13 protein-coding genes and 1 pseudogene are annotated in these 17,120 nt (G+C 44.6%); 9 read left to right on the top strand and 5 right to left on the bottom strand.

Annotated elements, in window-relative coordinates:
• Nucleotides 1-143 precede the first annotated feature (143 nt).
• Nucleotides 144-2,558: a TonB-dependent receptor domain-containing protein gene (locus tag L5M29_RS09260; RefSeq protein ID WP_212599759.1), complete on the top strand. Its 2,415-nt coding sequence runs from the start codon at nt 144-146 to the stop codon at nt 2,556-2,558.
• Nucleotides 2,559-2,765: 207 nt separating this feature from the next.
• Here L5M29_RS09260 and L5M29_RS09255 read toward each other — a convergent pair.
• From L5M29_RS09255 to metK, 3 genes and pseudogenes are all read right to left on the bottom strand, one after another.
• Nucleotides 2,766-3,091, bottom strand: a pseudogene (locus tag L5M29_RS09255) (transposase); the annotation flags it as partial.
• Between the two features lie 77 nt (nt 3,092-3,168).
• Nucleotides 3,169-3,654 (bottom strand): hypothetical protein, encoded by a 486-nt coding sequence (locus L5M29_RS09250; RefSeq protein ID WP_219254527.1) that lies wholly within the window; start codon nt 3,652-3,654, stop codon nt 3,169-3,171.
• 155 nt (nt 3,655-3,809) lie between these two features.
• Nucleotides 3,810-4,961: a methionine adenosyltransferase gene (gene metK, locus L5M29_RS09245; RefSeq protein WP_113939808.1), complete on the bottom strand. Its 1,152-nt coding sequence runs from the start codon at nt 4,959-4,961 to the stop codon at nt 3,810-3,812.
• Nucleotides 4,962-5,406: 445 nt separating this feature from the next.
• Between metK and tkt the strand changes: the two genes are divergently transcribed.
• The 6 genes from tkt to nhaD all read left to right on the top strand — a co-directional run bounded on the left by tkt (nt 5,407) and on the right by nhaD (nt 13,778).
• Entirely contained in the window at nt 5,407-7,401 is a 1,995-nt protein-coding gene (tkt, locus tag L5M29_RS09240) for a transketolase (protein WP_028761630.1), read from the top strand.
• Between the two features lie 116 nt (nt 7,402-7,517).
• Nucleotides 7,518-8,534, top strand: coding sequence for an erythrose-4-phosphate dehydrogenase (gene epd / locus L5M29_RS09235; protein WP_105250098.1), 1,017 nt, complete (start codon nt 7,518-7,520; stop codon nt 8,532-8,534).
• A 134-nt stretch (nt 8,535-8,668) separates the two neighbouring features.
• A complete protein-coding gene (locus tag L5M29_RS09230; RefSeq protein WP_263167476.1) occupies nt 8,669-9,844 on the top strand; it encodes a phosphoglycerate kinase in 1,176 nt (391 codons plus the stop codon).
• A gap of 222 nt (nt 9,845-10,066) precedes the next feature.
• Nucleotides 10,067-11,134, top strand: a complete 1,068-nt coding sequence (gene fba / locus L5M29_RS09225) for a class II fructose-bisphosphate aldolase (RefSeq protein WP_028761627.1) — start codon at nt 10,067-10,069, stop codon at nt 11,132-11,134.
• Between the two features lie 205 nt (nt 11,135-11,339).
• Nucleotides 11,340-12,077, top strand: coding sequence for a YdiY family protein (locus tag L5M29_RS09220; protein WP_263167475.1), 738 nt, complete (start codon nt 11,340-11,342; stop codon nt 12,075-12,077).
• A 231-nt stretch (nt 12,078-12,308) separates the two neighbouring features.
• Nucleotides 12,309-13,778, top strand: a complete 1,470-nt coding sequence (nhaD, locus tag L5M29_RS09215) for a sodium:proton antiporter NhaD (RefSeq protein ID WP_173246601.1) — start codon at nt 12,309-12,311, stop codon at nt 13,776-13,778.
• A gap of 193 nt (nt 13,779-13,971) precedes the next feature.
• Here nhaD and L5M29_RS09210 read toward each other — a convergent pair whose 3' ends face one another.
• Entirely contained in the window at nt 13,972-14,490 is a 519-nt protein-coding gene (locus L5M29_RS09210) for a hypothetical protein (protein ID WP_263167474.1), read from the bottom strand.
• A 10-nt stretch (nt 14,491-14,500) separates the two neighbouring features.
• On the bottom strand, nt 14,501-15,322 hold the full coding sequence (locus L5M29_RS09205) for a cytochrome c3 family protein (RefSeq protein ID WP_263167472.1): 822 nt from the start codon (nt 15,320-15,322) through the stop codon (nt 14,501-14,503).
• 429 nt (nt 15,323-15,751) lie between these two features.
• Here L5M29_RS09205 and L5M29_RS09200 point away from each other — a divergent pair, with 429 nt between their 5' ends.
• Together L5M29_RS09200 and L5M29_RS09195 are read left to right on the top strand one after the other, a co-directional pair.
• Complete coding sequence (locus L5M29_RS09200; RefSeq protein ID WP_105250092.1) at nt 15,752-16,501, top strand: transcriptional regulator; 750 nt, start codon at nt 15,752-15,754, stop codon at nt 16,499-16,501.
• A complete protein-coding gene (locus L5M29_RS09195; protein ID WP_105250091.1) occupies nt 16,494-17,048 on the top strand; it encodes a hypothetical protein in 555 nt (184 codons plus the stop codon). Before L5M29_RS09200 ends, L5M29_RS09195 begins: the two co-directional genes overlap by 8 nt.
• Nucleotides 17,049-17,120: the final 72 nt, after the last annotated feature.

Genomic DNA, 17,120 nt, shown 5'->3' with positions numbered 1-17,120 from the left:
TGGAATGTGACTACTTTATAAACGTAAATGTTATTTCTGTTGTATTCAACTTTTGATTGATCTCACTAATGTTAATCATTATCATTCGCGAAATCATTTATGGGTTGCATTTGTAAACTAAGTTTACTAAACAGGAGAGGTTTATGTTATTTCGTCAAACTTGCTTGGCAGTTGCCATTACCGCTGTATTTGCGGGTAATTTTGTCCAAGCCGAAGAGGCTCCCGACAGAAAAATGGAAGTTATGGTTGTTACTGCCTCTGGATATGAACAGAAATTGGTTGATGCACCTGCCAGTATTTCTGTTATCACCCAAGAAGATTTGATGATAAAACCTTATACCACTCTCCTAGATGCAGTGCGTGACTTGGAAGGGGTTGATATTGGTGAAACCCGTGATAAAACAGGGCAAGGTACCATCAGTCTACGCGGTATGGGATCTGACTATACCTTAATCCTTGTCGATGGTAAGCGTCAGAATAACCATGGCGATATTTATCCAAACAGTTTTGGTGGCAATCAATTTGGTCATGTACCACCACTTGATGCTATTGATCGAATTGAAGTTATTCGTGGGCCAGCATCAACGTTATACGGTGCAGATGCTCTAGGTGGTGTGGTGAACATCATCACTAAAAAAGTGGGCGACGAATGGTCTGGCTCTATCACTCACAGCCGAACTCATCAAACCAATGATGCCTATGGTGAAGATATCACTACCGATTTCAGCGTGATGGGTCCCCTCATTAAAGGCGTTCTTGGGTTATCGATTCATGGCAGTATCTATGATCGAATGGGGTCTACACCAGAGTACGCACCAGTAGATTATCCCAATGGAGAAGTACGCACTCGTTCACTCGGTTTTGGTGGTGGCGGTAAAACCGTCGATAACGAAAATCATATGTTAGGTGGGAGTTTAAGTTGGACGCTAAATGAACATCACAAAATTTGGTTTGATTTAGATTCCTCATCTCAAGATTATGATAATACGCCACTGATCAATGATAACGGTGAACGCGAGTATCCGCTTGGTACTGTTGATAATATCGATAGTCTCTGGATTGCCAGTAACTTCTGTAAAGGCGGCGTAGGTTCCCGTGAGGCTGCTTGTCTAGCCAGCGGTGGTGAATGGGCAAGACGCTCAAATCCGCGAGCGGGTTACAGCGAGACTCAAAAATTTACCCGTGATGCTTGGGCATTAACCCATGAAGGTGCTTGGGATTTTGGTACAAGCTTTGTGTCACTATCCTATGTAGACACACAAAATAATGGCCGCACACTGCCATTTACCACTGCTGAGCGAGTATTACTACTGCAGATGATTGATGGTAAAGGGGATTACACCGGCATGACTGAAGCCGAACGTAAAGCGATTGCTGAATCCACTTTCCTGCCTAGACCTAAACGCGAAATGGCAAGTAATCAATATACGCTTGATATGAAACTCGATATTCCATTTGAAGCTGCAGGAAATCATGTCGCAGTGACGGGTGCGCAGGTGATTCGTGGTGAGTTGAAAGACGGTGTATTTGGTATGGAAGAAGGTACGCCGGGCGCAGTACAAGAACATAATATGTGGTCTGTTTTTGCTGAAGATACATGGAGCATGACTTCTGATTTATCTGTTACTGCGGGTTTACGTCATGATGATCATGAAATATTTGGCAATCAACTCAGCCCACGTCTATACGGCGTTTACACCATTAATAATGAGTGGACTGTAAAGGGTGGGGTGAGCACAGGTTTTAAAACACCTAAAACCACACAATTGTATGATGGTGTCGTTGGCTTTGGTGGCCAAGGAACCTCACCGCAATTTGGTAACCCAGATCTCGAAGCTGAAACCAGTGTGTCCAGCGAAGTCGCCCTGTATTGGTCTCATCCAGATGGCCATAATTTTAACGTCACTATCTTTAAAAATGACTTTGACGATAAGATTGCTTCACAACCCTGTGGTAAAGGTACGAGCATAGAATGTTCCGATGCGGGTGAATATGCTGATTTAGGTTATGCAGTCAGTAGCAAAACAGTCAACATAGATAAAGTTACTATTCAAGGAGCTGAGCTCGCGGGACGTTGGGAAATTCTAGATGCCTTAACGTTAAATGCTAATTATACCTACACAGATAGCGAGCAGAAAAGCGGTGCAGAGCAAGGCCGTCCACTCGGCAACAGTGCCAAGCATATGGCAAACGCGACATTAAAATGGGAGTTGACCGACTCATTTAACGTATTCTTGACCTCAGAATACCGTGCTAAACGTTATCGCTCTTGGGATATCATTAATGATGCTGCACTTTACTATAAGGGTTATAACGTGTTCCATCTTGGTGGTTCTTATCAGGCGAGTGAGTTTGTCACCTTCAACATGCGAGTAAATAACTTGTTTGATAAAGATTTTACTTCATACGATATTGTCTTCACCGAATGTAGTGACACTAGCACGACTTGTGTCTCTGACGATAATGGCCAAAACGGATACACAGCATCTTACGTTGATGATTTTAATAACAAAGATAAGGCCCGTAACTTCTGGGTTGGTATGAATGTACGTTTCTAAACGAATACCCTGTGCATTAGCCATTATTTGATATTCATGGGCGATAGATAAAACTGAGAGTTACCCGTTTGATAAAGGTATCCACTATCAATTAAACAATAGGGTAACTCTCATTACTCATTACTCATTACTCATTACTCATTACTCATTACTCATTACTCATTACTCATTACTCATTACTCATTACTCATTACTCATTACTCATTACTCATTACTCAGTGCACCTGCACTGTGCTGGAGAGTCCGCACTATCGAGCCATCAATAAAGACCCATTCCGTGTCGGCCATTTTCACTAAAGCTTTGAGTAAATAGGCCTGAATGTCTTTTTAGACCATAAATGAAACCCTCTAAAAACCGTACTCCAATGGCCCAACTCTTTGGGTCAATCTTGCTAAGGGGGGCCTGCTAGAAGGCGGTAAAGAATGCCTTCGAATGTTTGTCTATGTTCAGGTTTATCATAAACATGGCCTGTGCTGTTCATTAAATGAAATAGCGTTTCCCTGCGTGCATTGGTTAGTATCAATCTTGGCATGCTCTCTAAAAATCATTCTCGAAAGCTCAATAGATCCTAGATGAAGTCAGAAACATTAAAGGTGCTAGCGTATAAGTCTAAAGTATCAGCCATTGCCCGTTTGGGTAAGTACCAATATAACCAAAGGGTATTCTTCCACAGAGATACCAAAATAGGCGTTCACTCGTAAAGGCTGAAAGTTTAACGTCAGCTAGTAGCAGTGTTGCGAGCGTATTAGCGTCATCGGATGTCAGCGCGCATATTTCTGCAACGGGAATAATTTTCCAAGTGGAGAGGTAAGCTGACTTAGAAATTTCATCGACTTCGCTGTCAGAAATCCAAGCATGCACATCATTTACTACTGCCTTTGTTTTTAACGAATTTGCCAAGTCATGATCAGTTACACACAGGCTTTCATAGTGGATTTCGTAAGGTGTTTCAAAAAAGGCTTCAGGATCGGATTCAAGAAAAGCGGCGATCTCCTCTAATGTACCGTATGTCTTTGCTGTTTCCTCTGGCAGACCTACGTTGGCTGCCCATGCACAAGATTGAAGTTGCTGTAATAAGATGGCGTTATCGGTCATGGGATCAGTGCACTCTAATGGTCTGTGTATATGCTGCTTTTTATCTTGCCATATTTGTCTTAGCACTATTAATCTAACTAAATGTCAGACATAAAAAAACCGCTGGGTAGCGGTTTTTTATGGGTCTTAAGTGTAAAAATTGAAATGAATTAAGACTATAGACCCGCGTCAGCACGTAATATTTCGGCTTTATCAGTCGCTTCCCATGGGAATTCGCTGCGACCAAAGTGGCCATAAGCGGCGGTCGCTTGATAAATTGGACGTGCTAAATCTAGCATGGCCGTTAAACCGTATGGGCGCAGTTCAAAGTGTTGACGTACTAACTTGATCAGCACTTCTTCAGATACTTTACCGGTACCGAAGGTCTCGATGCTGATAGAGGTCGGCTCTGCCACACCAATTGCGTAAGACACTTGGATTTCACAGCGATCAGCAAGACCTGCTGCAACTATGTTTTTTGCCACATAACGGGCAGCATATGCCGCGCTACGATCCACTTTTGATGGATCTTTACCAGAGAATGCGCCACCACCATGACGGGCCATGCCGCCGTAGGTGTCAACGATGATCTTACGACCCGTTAAGCCGCAATCGCCTACTGGACCACCGATAACAAAACGGCCAGTTGGGTTGATAAAGAACTTAGTATCTTTGTTTAACCATTGAGCCGGTAATACTGGCTTGATAATGGTTTCCATCACGCCTTCAATTAAGTCGGCTTGTGAAACGTCATCTCTGTGCTGAGTCGATAACACAACTGCATCGATACCGATAATTTTGCCATCATCATAGGCAAAAGTGACTTGGCTTTTCGCATCTGGGCGTAACCAAGGTAGCGTGCCATTTTTACGCACTTCAGACTGACGTTTCACTAATGCGTGGGCATAGGTGATAGGTGCAGGCATCAGAATGTCGGTTTCGTTGTTGGCATAGCCAAACATTAACCCTTGATCGCCAGCACCTTGCTCTGCAGGGTCTGCGCGGTCTACACCTTGATTGATGTCGGGTGATTGCTTACCAATGGCGTTTAATACTGCGCACGAGTCTGCATCAAACCCCATATCTGAATGGGTATAACCAATTTCACGCACCGTTTTACGGGTGATTTCTTCAATATCAACCCAGGCAGAGGTAGTGACTTCACCACCCACTAATACCATGCCGGTTTTGACATAAGTTTCACACGCTACGCGTGCTTTTGGATCTTGAGCCAGAATTGCATCTAGCACAGCATCAGAAATCTGATCTGCAATCTTATCGGGATGACCTTCTGATACCGACTCAGAAGTAAACAAGTGCTTTGCCATAGTAGGAAAATCTCGTCGTTAGCATTCAAACGTGTAGAAGCATCTACATCTAGACGGCTATTTTAGTTTAAATCCGATTGCCGATCACCCCCGATAATAAAAAATCCTCTCAGATTGTGACCTGAAAACGACTACGCTCTGTCATAAATAGGTTATTTTACTTATATTTCATAGCATTAAGTTTACTATGTTTTTGAGAAATTTATTTCTCCATTACAAGTGATCCTTGCTATGCCCTCTCAAGTAAACGCCAGCAAAGTGACTGGCTTGTTTCTGCGACTTGTATACCCAAGCGACCTGAATCCTGCATCTTCAGGTTGTTTGGGTACATATTCGCCCATCTTTTGCTGAGTGAATGGTAATTTTAGTTTGCGTCACACTGGCATGTAGGGGAAAATATGCATCCAAATTGCCCGCTAGACCCCACAAACAAGCAGGAGAGAGCATGTCTTCCCGTAAAGTACTCGCAAACGCAATCCGTGCGTTAAGTATGGATGCAGTTCAAAAAGCAAATTCAGGCCATCCCGGCGCCCCAATGGGTATGGCAGATATTGCTGAAGTGCTGTGGAATGATTTCCTTAAGCACAACCCGAACAATCCGAAATGGGTAGATAGAGATCGTTTTATCCTCTCTAACGGTCACGGTTCAATGCTGATTTACTCTTTACTTCACCTGACTGGTTATGAATTACCAATTGAAGAGCTAAAACAGTTCCGTCAATTGCATTCTAAAACCCCGGGTCACCCAGAATACGGTTACACCCCAGGTGTTGAAACCACAACGGGTCCACTCGGTGCGGGCATCAGCAACGCTGTCGGTATGGCGATTGCTGAGAAAACCTTAGCGGCACAGTTTAACCGTGATGGTCACGATATCGTTGATCACTACACTTACTGCTTCCTCGGCGATGGCTGTTTGATGGAAGGCATTTCCCACGAAGCCTGTTCATTAGCCGGTACTTTAGGTTTAGGTAAACTGGTCGCATTTTGGGATGACAACGGTATTTCTATCGATGGCCATGTTGAAGGCTGGTTCACCGATGATACGCCAAAACGTTTTGAAGCTTACGGCTGGCATGTGATTGCCGGTGTTGACGGTCACGATAGCGCGGCAATCCGTGCTGCTATCGAAGCGGCTAAAGCCGTTACCGATAAACCAACCATGATTTGCTGCAAAACCATTATCGGTTTTGGTTCACCCAACAAATCTGGCAGCCACGATTGTCACGGCGCGCCACTAGGCGATGCAGAAATCGCAGCCGCCCGTGAATTCCTTGGCTGGCCACATGCACCATTTGAAATCCCTGCTGACGTTTATGCCGGTTGGGATGCCAAAGAAGCCGGTGCGGCCCGTGAAGCAGCGTGGAACGAGAAGTTTGCAGCATATCGCGCTGCTCACCCAGAACTGGCTGCTGAATATGAGCGTCGCGTTCTGAAAGGTGAATTACCGGCTGATTTCGAAGAAAAAGCGCAGGCATTCGTACAAGCATCACAGGACAAAGCCGAAGGCATTGCGAGCCGTAAAGCCTCACAAAATGCTATCGGTGCATTTGGCGCTATGTTGCCTGAACTGTTAGGCGGCTCTGCTGACTTAGCGGGTTCTAACTTGACACTGTGGTCAGGTTCTAAAGGTATTCAAGACGATCCAGCTGGTAACTACATTTACTACGGCGTGCGTGAATTCGGCATGAGCGGCATTATGAACGGTGCTTCGCTGCATGGTGGTTTCATCAATTACGGCGCAACTTTCATGATGTTCATGGAATATGCTCGTAACGCAGTTCGTATGTCGGCGCTGATGGGCATTCAAAACATCTTCGTTTATACCCATGACTCTATCGGTCAAGGTGAAGATGGCCCAACGCATCAGCCAGTTGAGCAATTAGCTAACCTGCGTATGACGCCAAATATGGCCGTATGGCGTCCATGTGATGCGGCAGAAACGGCTGTTTCTTGGAAAGCGGCGATTGAGCGCCGTAATGCACCTACGTCACTGATCTTCAGCCGTCAAAACCTGAAAGCGCAAGCGCGTACCGCTGAGCAATTAGCTAATGTGGCTAAAGGTGCTTATGTACTGCAAGACTGTGCGGGTACACCAGAACTGATCCTGATCGCAACTGGTAGCGAAGTACAATTGGCAATGGATGCAGCCGCTGCACTGACTGAGCAAGGTAAACACGTTCGCGTAGTTTCTATGCCATCGACGACTGAGTTCGATAAGCAAGATGCCGCGTATAAAGAATCTGTATTACCACGTGCAGTGACTAAACGTGTGGCTATTGAAGCGGCGCATACCGATTTCTGGTACAAGTACGTCGGGTTTGAAGGCACAGTTGTGGGCATGACCACATTTGGTGAGTCTGCGCCGGGTAACGTGCTATTGAATCACTTCGGTTTCACCGTTGAAAATGTGCTGAATGCTGCAAAATCATTGGGCTAATCGCTCAAGGGATTAGATTCAATACAAAAGGTTAAACTTTTTAAGTGTTAATCTGTATAATGCGGCCTGCAATCGTTTGCAGGCCGTTTTTGTATTAAGAGGAAATTGAGACCTCAATGATCCGAGTCGCTATCAATGGTTATGGCCGTATCGGCCGCTCTATTCTTCGTGCTTTGTACGAGTCTGGAAAACGGCAGCAAATGCAGATTGTCGCGATTAATGAATTAGCTAAACCTGAAGCCATTATTCATCTGACCCAGTACGACACCACTCACGGTCGGTTTGCGCACAAAGTGAAACTCGTCGATGATCACATGCTGATTGGCGACGATGCGATAAAAATTCTCCACGAGCCCGATCCGGCAAAACTCCCTTGGCACGAGATGGACATAGATATTGTCTATGAAGCCACAGGCGTATTAGTCGATCGTCAAAGCTGCGAAGCCCATATTCACGCCGGCGCTAAACAAGTGCTGATAAGTCATCCATCCTCAGCCGATGTCGATGGCACGATTGTCTATGGTGTAAACCACGATTTACTCCGCGCCGAACATACTGTGGTGTCCAACGCTTCTTGCACCACAAACTGTATCGTGCCTGTGATCGATGTGCTCGATCGCCACTTCGGAGTTAAAAGCGGTGCCATTACCACTATCCATTCGGCGATGAATGATCAGCAAGTGATTGATGCTTATCATGATGATTTGCGTCGTACCCGCGCTGCTGGCCAATCGATTATTCCTGTCGACACTAAGCTTGCCCGCGGTATTGAGCGGATCTTGCCACACATGAAAAATAAGTTTGAAGCGATTTCGGTGCGCGTGCCCACCATCAACGTGACCGCCATCGATTTGTCCGTGACCTTAGAAAAAACCGTCGATATTGCCACAGTCAATCAGGTGCTGGAATCAGCCGCCAATGGGCGATTTAATGGCATCTTAGGCTATACTGATGAGCCCTTAGTCTCATGTGATTTCAACCATGATCCGCGCTCCAGTATTGTCGATGGTACCCAGACCCGCGTGAGCGCCGGTCAGTTGGTGAAGTTACTCCTGTGGTGCGATAACGAGTGGGGTTTTGCCAATCGTATGTTAGATACGAGTTTGGCGATGATTGCGGCCAAGCGAGGCTGATAAAAGTAGATTATTCACTTGTGGGTCACTGAATTTATGTCAATTCGACGGGATGTCGAGCGCCGAGCGGCAGTCAATTCATACCGGCTATGTGTGAAACAGTTTGTTTTTTGATTATAAAAGGAAGCGTTACCATGGCAATTATCAATATGTCAGATCTGGATCTACAAGGTAAGCGCGTGCTTATCCGCGAAGATCTCAATGTCCCTGTCAGCAATGGCGTCGTCACCAGTGATGCACGTCTGCGCGCCTCTCTACCGACTATCGAGTTGGCCCTTGAAAAAGGTGCGGCTGTGATGGTGATGTCGCATTTAGGTCGTCCGACCGAAGGCGAATACAATGCTGAATATTCTCTGCAACCTGTGGTCGATTATTTGGCAAAAGCCCTGTCTTCTCCTGTGCGTTTAGCGACCGACTATTTAGATGGCGTTGACGTTGCCGTGGGTGAAGTGGTTGTGTTCGAAAACGTGCGTTTCAACGTGGGTGAAGGCAAGAACAACGAAGCCTTATCGAAAAAAATGGCGGCGCTGTGTGATGTCTATGTGATGGACGCCTTCGGTACTGCACATCGTGCCCAAGCATCGACCCATGGCGTGGGCATGTTTGCCCCAATCGCCTGTGCCGGTCCATTACTGGCGCAAGAATTAGATGCCTTAGGTAAAGCGTTAGATAACCCTGCGCGTCCAATGGTGGCTATTGTCGGTGGCTCTAAAGTGTCGACTAAGCTGACCGTGCTAGAAAGTCTTTCAGGCATAGTCGATCAGTTAGTGGTTGGCGGCGGTATTGCCAATACTTTCATTGCGGCGGCGGGCTACAATGTCGGTAAATCGCTGTATGAAGCGGATTTGATCGACGAAGCTAAGCGTTTAGTGGCTAATGCTAAGAGCCGTGGCGCCGATATTCCTGTGCCGACCGATGTGGTCGTTGCGGGCGAGTTTAGCCCAACAGCAGCGGCAACGTTAAAATCGGTTAGCGAAGTCGCTGATGGCGAAATGATTTTCGATATTGGTCCAGATAGCGCTGAAGCACTGGCTAAAATCATCGAATCTGCTGGCACTATCGTGTGGAACGGCCCTGTGGGCGTGTTCGAATTCGACCAATTCGGTGAAGGTACTAAGCGTATCGCCCAAGCGATTGCTGATTCAAAAGCGTTCTCTATCGCAGGCGGTGGTGACACTTTGGCTGCGGTTGATAAGTACGGTATTGCCGATAAAGTGTCTTACATTTCGACTGGCGGCGGTGCTTTCCTCGAGTTTCTCGAAGGTAAAGAATTACCGGCTGTGGCTATGTTAGAAAAGCGCGGCGCTTAATCATTAAGTTTTAAAAACGCGGCGCATAAGACGCTGCGATAAGCTCTGATAACATCAAAGCTTTGATAAAAAGTAAAAAATTATAAAAAAACCGCCCGTATTCATCTAAGGTACTTAATTTAAGTTGTTTAATTAAGGTACAGAGTTGAATGCGGGTATAAAAATCCATCCAAACGATAGCGACCTCGGTGATAGATATCACCCTATTATTGGAGTTAAAAAATGGCGTTAATTTCCCTACGACAACTACTTGATCACGCAGCAGAACATGGATACGGTGTGCCTGCGTTTAACGTTAACAACTTAGAACAGATGCGTGCCATCATGCAGGCCGCTGAAGCAACAGACAGCCCAGTGATAGTGCAAGCTTCTGCTGGCGCGCGTAAATACGCTCGCCCACAGTTCTTAAAATATTTGATGGCAGCGGCTCTTGAGCAGTACCCAGATATTCCAGTGTGTATTCACCAAGACCACGGTACCGATCCTGATATTTGTCAGCGTTCTATCCAATTAGGCATGTCATCAGTCATGATGGACGGCTCTTTGATGGCTGACGGCAAAACGCCTGCATCGTACGAGTACAACGTTGATGTTACCCGTCGTACAGTGGCATTTGCCCATGCGTGTGGTGTGTCAGTTGAAGGTGAAATCGGCTGTTTAGGCAGCTTAGAAACTGGCCAAGCTGGCGAAGAAGATGGTGTTGGTGCATCAGGTATTTTAAGTCACGATCAAATGTTGACTAGCCCTGAAGAAGCGGCGCGTTTCGTTGCCGATACCCATGTTGATGCACTCGCGATTGCTATCGGTACTAGCCATGGTGCATATAAGTTCAGTCGTAAACCGACGGGCGATGTACTGCGTATCGACCGCATCAAAGAAATTCATGCGCGTATTCCTAATACTCACTTAGTGATGCACGGTTCATCTTCTGTGCCACAAGAGTGGCTAAAGATCATCAATCAATATGGTGGTCAGATCCCAGAAACCTACGGCGTACCATTAGAAGAAATCGTAGAAGGTATCAAACACGGTGTACGTAAAGTCAACATTGATACCGACTTACGTTTAGCATCAACGGGTGCCGTTCGTAAATTCTTAGCTGAACACCCAAGTGAATTTGATCCACGTAAATTCCTGAAAGCATCAATGGAAGCCATGGCCGATATCTGTACGGTTCGCTATGAAGCTTTCGGCTGTGCAGGTCAAGCATCTAAGATTAAGCCATTGTCTTTACAAGCAATGTATAAAGCGTATCAGTCTGGCGCGTTAGATCCTAAGATCAATATGTAAGCGTTATCGCTGAGATAAAAACCCGCTAAAGCGGGTTTTTTTATACTTAAAATAGCTGCAATTTTCATTTTTTAATCGTAAATGTTAATATCGCGCAGATTTTCAGGGGAAAATACTAACCCTTATTAATATGTGCTTATTCAGCATCGCTGGGACGAACAGATATTTATAGGGATTGGATTTAACGGAACAGGAACGGATAAACATGAAGAAAGTACTGACCGCAGCACTATTAATGACTGCACCTTTTATGGCGACAGCTGGGGCCGATTTTGTAAAAGGCGATGAGACATTCGCAGGTGAAGCTGAACTTGGTGCAACCTTAACCACAGGTAACACTGAAACCTCATCATTCAAAGGACGTTTAAATCTTAAGCATGAGCTTGGCGATTGGGAGAATCAGTACTTACTCGAAGGTTTATATAAAGAGGATACAGGTTCTGTTACCGCGAAACGCTATTTAGCGGGCGCACAAGGTAACTACAAGATGACAGATCGTAGCTACTTGTTTGCTAATGGTAATTATGAAGTTGATCCGTTCACAGGTTATGATTACACGCTATCTGGCGCAGCGGGTTATGGTTATAGATTCTATGATACTAGTAAGACCTTTTTAGATGTCGAAGTCGGTCCAGGTTATATCTATCAGCGTCTTGATACAGAACAAGCACTTATCGAAGGCCATGACACCAATGACAGCGTCGTTGCTCACGGTGTGATCAACTTTGAAACCGAAATCACTGACAGCTCTAAATTCCAACAACGTTTCGTTGCCGATTACGGTGATAAGCTCGATGCCCGTTCTGAAACTTCGTTAACGGCGAATATTATCGGCGCATTAGCAATGAAGTTTGCCATTATTGTGCGTTACAACAGCGAGCCGTTGGATAATAAGAAAAGTACAGATACAGAAACCAATATGACCTTGTTATATTCCTTCTAATGCAGTGACGCTGATTAGAAACTAAAAAGCACCTTTGAGGTGCTTTTTTATTGGCTCTTTTTAGACTAAGTTAAATGTTTCTTTATTAGTTATCGCTGTAGTTATACAAAAATTAATGTTTTAAACGCCTTTGGTTATAGGGTAATGCATAGAAAGTTGCGTTTTATCAACATTTACTATGCCGAAGCTATGGTAATTTTCGACTAATTTCCTACGTAGAGATGAACTTTAATGAAATTACAGCGGTTGTTTAAAGGCAGTGGAATGGCGTTATGGAGTCTATTCTGCGTTGCAATATTGAGCGGATTCTCACCTGCAGCATGGGCTATGACAGAAGGGATAGAACGGCTTAATTTAACCGCCTCGAGTGTGGGTTATGTTGCCGTCTTTGTGTTTGTACTTGCATACATAATGGTGATGGCTGAGGAGTCGTTACATTTACGCAAGTCGAAACCTGTGCTGGTCGCGGCAGGGATTATCTGGGGCATGATAGGTTTTGTGTATGTACAAAATGGTATGTCTGAAGTGTCGGAAGCGGCATTCAAACATAACTTGCTTGAATATGCAGAGCTTCTACTCTTCTTACTCGTGGCGATGACTTATATCAATGCTATGGAAGAGCGAAATTTGTTTGATGCCATTCGTGGTTGGCTTGTCGGCCGTGGGTTTAGTCTAAGAACCGTATTTTGGTTGACGGGGTTTATGGCGTTCTTTATCTCACCCGTGGCAGATAATTTAACGACTGCGCTATTGATGTGTGCCGTGGTGATGAAGGTGGGGGCAGGGCAACGCAAGTTTATCACCCTAGCCTGTATCAACATTGTTGTTGCGGCTAATGCGGGTGGCGCGTTTAGCCCGTTTGGTGATATCACGACCTTAATGGTGTGGCAAAAAGGATTAGTGCACTTTAGCGATTTCTTCCATCTGTTTATTCCTGCTTTAGTGAACTTTGCATTACCCGCTGCCATTATGAGTGTGTTTATTCCACATTTCGTGCCAGAGCCAGAAAAAGAGCATGTTTATACTAAGCCGGGTGCTAAGCGAATTGTTGCGTTGTTTTTACTCACAATCGCTACGGCAGTGTGTGCTCATTCCTTCTTAGGTATGCCGCCTGTATTGGGTATGATGACGGGATTAGGTTTCTTACAATTCTTTGGTTTTTATCTGCGTAAAACCTTCAATCGTTCCGTTGCCCGCGAACGTGCAAAGGCTGAATTGCGTCAGGACGAGCAGCGTCTTCAGCAGCTTGGTAGTGTGGTGCCCTTCGATGTGTTTAGCAGGATCTCCCGCGCTGAATGGGATACCCTGTTGTTCTTTTATGGTGTAGTGCTATGTGTGGGTGGCCTTGGCTTTATGGGGTACTTGAGCTTAGTATCTGAGGCTTTGTATTCCAATTGGGATACGACCTATGCCAACGTGGCTATCGGTCTGTTGTCTTCGGTTGTTGATAATATTCCGGTGATGTTTGCTGTATTGACGATGAACCCTGAGATGGCCTTAGGCCAATGGTTACTGGTAACGTTAACCGCAGGAGTTGGGGGCAGTTTATTGTCAATTGGCAGTGCTGCAGGGGTCGCGTTAATGGGACAAGCTAGGGGGATTTACACCTTTGGTGCCCATTTGCGTTGGACACCTGTCATTGCGCTGGGTTATATCGCGAGCATTTTAGTACATATGTGGCTCAATGCCGCGATGTTCTAAATAAAAGTACTGAGCATTCATCATTTGGGCTGTATTGACGTTTGCGAGTCGTTTTGTAGCGGATAATATCGCGAATTATTTAGCGAACAACATCGAGCTAACAAAATTCAATCGCATAACGTCTAGATATCAATGAATAAAATAGAGGCATCCGATGGATGCCTCTATTTGTTTGGATATGTCATGGGAAGGATTATTGCGGTAGAACTTGGATTAAATCCAGCTCGTTATTGGCTTTTTCACCGTAGATCTGAATCGCGACTTTAATTTGTGCCACTGAACCACTTGGATCCTGCTGAGCCCAATCTAAGCCAGCTATCTCAAATTGATATTGACCGCTTGTGACTTCGGTTAATTTACCGCTGCATTCTCCAAGACTTTGGCAACGATAATTTTGGGTAACATGCCAGTGTTTCCATGCCTTCGGATTCGAGGATTCCTTGGCTTTGTCGGGGAACCCAAAATAGTAAATATCATAGGTTTTTGCCGCAGTGATCGCTTCTTGTTGCGCATCCGTCAGTGAAAATTGAATTGTCCCTGTACTCGAGTCAAATTGCTCAAGCTTGAGATTTATCTGCGTTGCTTCATCAATGTTTACTGCATTTTCGACGGGAGGTGGCTGCGGAGTTTCTGGCTCAGTGTTATTGCTGTCACTGCCACATCCTACGAGCATTAATGTCGCGAGGGTCAATGTGAGTAATGGGTATTTCATCACAGTCTCCTTAATTGAAATGCCCTGTATGGCAAGTGGTGCATTCCATGTCTGTTTTTACACTTGCCGCAGAGCCTAGTGTGCTAGTACTACCGTGACAAGTTTGGCAATCTTGTGCATCTGGTGTTGGTTTACTACCAACAAGGGCGCCGATATTCTCCCCTTGATAGGCACGATTTAATACATCGACTAAGTAATAAGCCATAGACGCGGATAAGCGGTAACAGCGTTCACCTTTTTTCGCGAATGGTAAGCCAGAAGCCTTTGACCAGTTACTGATAGATGAGTGACATAACACGCTCTTGGCTTTTGATGAACTGCCCACAAGAGCCGTTTTTTCTGCTGTCGAGCCAATACCAGTAACAAATTCAGGTGAAGATAAAGGGAGCGTTGTATTTTCGTAGTAGCGGAAGGTATTGGCTATCACGGCGTTATTGTGACCATTAATGTCATCTAAAATATTCACTAACATGCCTATCGCATTAAGATTACCGCAGAGTGTGCCTTGGCCCATTACCCCTGCAAAACCATAGGCGGCTAATGCCGTTGGGATTGTTTTGAACTTGTCTGCATCGGTACTATTAGATTGGGCTAGCATAGTCACAACGGCATGAAAAACTTGGTGCATACAACCACCACCCGTTTCATAGGCTAGTTTTGCTGTTGCCATTGTATCAAGTGGAACGTATTTAAGTTTCTCACCTATCGCTAATTGATATTGACCATCGGCATTCGTTGCCGCGAGAACCGATGTTCCCATGAGTGTTGCACCTGCCGCAGCGGTGCTAATACCAATAATACGGGTTAATGCTTGACGTCTATTTATGCTCATTATGTATTTCCTCTATGTAGGATTACTTCTATTTATCAAATGCTAAAGATAAATTGATGGCGTAAATTCTAAGCATGCTTGAGATAAATATTGTGATTTACGCCGGAGGATATTTGCCTTTTACATGAGCGGTAAATAGCGTCACTACAATAGAATTAACCGACTTAAATTCTGCATTTTAATTAACTAAACAGATTGCAAGGTGCTCATCGTCCCGATATTTATTATATTTATGTAAATTTATGCCGAATTTCCCATGTGCTAAATGGCATTTATTCCTGTGAGTTAACGCATGTTTTTGCCTAATAGCGCTGAACTTGGGGGTCGTCTCACGAAAATTAACTATTTGCTGACTTGGGTTAGCAAGATCACATTAATCATTAGTTAGTTTGCATAGACTTAACTTTGTGTTTTTATGGAGTTGAGTGGATGTTGATGCAATTGGGAGACTGCAGGTTTGATCGGGAACGAGGCATACTGATTGAGTTGTCTCGCGATGAATCTTGGCATCTTCCTCGAGCCGAGTTACAAGTGCTTAATTTGCTTGTTGAGCATCAAGGTAAGTTGGTTTCTAAGCACATGCTGAAGACGGGGGATGGAAAGCATCCGCCGCTAACTGATACCTCTGTGGCCCGTGCTGTTTTTATGCTTCGCAGCTTTCTTGGACCTCAATATGAGGGCTTGATTGAAACCGTGAAAGGCCAAGGTTATTTACTCCAACCATCTAATGGGACTGAGTTTAGAGGTGTTAATTACCTCAGATTGCATACAGTGCCTTTGTGGAGTGCCTTAGTATTATTCGGGTTTATGTTAGCGTTTTCGGTGTTTTATTTGAATCATACGGATCACAGCAAGCCAACCCAAGCACTTATGACCTCAATATTACCTTTGGCTTCTGGCCAGCAAGTACGATTACACTTATTTGCTGATTCCAATACTAATAACACTTTACTCTTCGAATTAGGTGAGCGCTTAAGTGCAGGATTAATCGCCTGCGGTCAAAGTGATTGGGCTGATGTCTATGCTTCTTTATCCCATGATAAACAAGTGCTTAATATTACTTTTCGAGGCGAAAAACTCGGTCAGTCAGTGATCCGTAATATTAAAATCAGTGATTTCACTCGACCGAAAACCTTCATCGATGCTGCTTGGCTGCAGGAGGTTAACATCTGTGGCTAAATGGCTAAAGTGGACAATTAATATTGTTATCTTGTCGGCATTGATTATGGCCTGCGGTGTGATATACAAACAGTCGGCTACCAATCAGACGATGATTTTAAATTGCAGCTCTGAATTATTCGACCGCCATTCTAGTGCCAATCCTAGCGGCAGCGCGAGTGTTAGCAGTGACGGTAAATTTTACCTACTCGTGGATGTTTTGATTGCCGCTGACAATACGCAGATCAATTATCGTTACTTTAATATTGACGGTACGAGTGCGGGCAATATTTTAATGCAAGGCAAAGTCGACAGTATTGAGGCCAATAGCATGACCTATAAAGTTACCGTTAAAACGAAAACGGAATCTGAAATTGAAAAGCAAAAAAATTGGCCAGAACATATGAAATATCTATCCTATATCAGCAGCTTACATTTTAATGACTCGGAAATGCACAATCTCAGTATCGAGGTGTTAGATATGGATGACACCAAAGATTATGCCGTGGTCCTTTTTCAGCCTAGCAATACCATTTGTGGATGCAGAATCGTAAATAGTCGAATTTAATCAGTGAATTTGAGTTTATTTCAGTTAAGATTAGTGCTCATTGATTTGTGATTACTGTGGTGAGTCTCCAGT

The sequence above is a fragment of the Shewanella sp. SM95 genome (genome assembly GCF_025653595.1).
Taxonomy (GTDB): Bacteria; Pseudomonadota; Gammaproteobacteria; order Enterobacterales; family Shewanellaceae; genus Shewanella; species Shewanella oncorhynchi.
This window is presented reverse-complemented; position numbering and strand designations above follow the sequence as displayed.

Coding starts and splice junctions, on each gene's coding strand:
- L5M29_RS09260 (WP_212599759.1), top strand. CDS start 144: ATGTTATTTCGTCAAACTTGCTTGGCAGTTGCCATTACCGCTGTATTT.
- L5M29_RS09250 (WP_219254527.1), bottom strand. CDS start 3,654: ATGACCGATAACGCCATCTTATTACAGCAACTTCAATCTTGTGCATGG.
- metK (WP_113939808.1), bottom strand. CDS start 4,961: ATGGCAAAGCACTTGTTTACTTCTGAGTCGGTATCAGAAGGTCATCCC.
- tkt (WP_028761630.1), top strand. CDS start 5,407: ATGTCTTCCCGTAAAGTACTCGCAAACGCAATCCGTGCGTTAAGTATG.
- epd (WP_105250098.1), top strand. CDS start 7,518: ATGATCCGAGTCGCTATCAATGGTTATGGCCGTATCGGCCGCTCTATT.
- L5M29_RS09230 (WP_263167476.1), top strand. CDS start 8,669: ATGGCAATTATCAATATGTCAGATCTGGATCTACAAGGTAAGCGCGTG.
- fba (WP_028761627.1), top strand. CDS start 10,067: ATGGCGTTAATTTCCCTACGACAACTACTTGATCACGCAGCAGAACAT.
- L5M29_RS09220 (WP_263167475.1), top strand. CDS start 11,340: ATGAAGAAAGTACTGACCGCAGCACTATTAATGACTGCACCTTTTATG.
- nhaD (WP_173246601.1), top strand. CDS start 12,309: ATGAAATTACAGCGGTTGTTTAAAGGCAGTGGAATGGCGTTATGGAGT.
- L5M29_RS09210 (WP_263167474.1), bottom strand. CDS start 14,490: ATGAAATACCCATTACTCACATTGACCCTCGCGACATTAATGCTCGTA.
- L5M29_RS09205 (WP_263167472.1), bottom strand. CDS start 15,322: ATGAGCATAAATAGACGTCAAGCATTAACCCGTATTATTGGTATTAGC.
- L5M29_RS09200 (WP_105250092.1), top strand. CDS start 15,752: ATGTTGATGCAATTGGGAGACTGCAGGTTTGATCGGGAACGAGGCATA.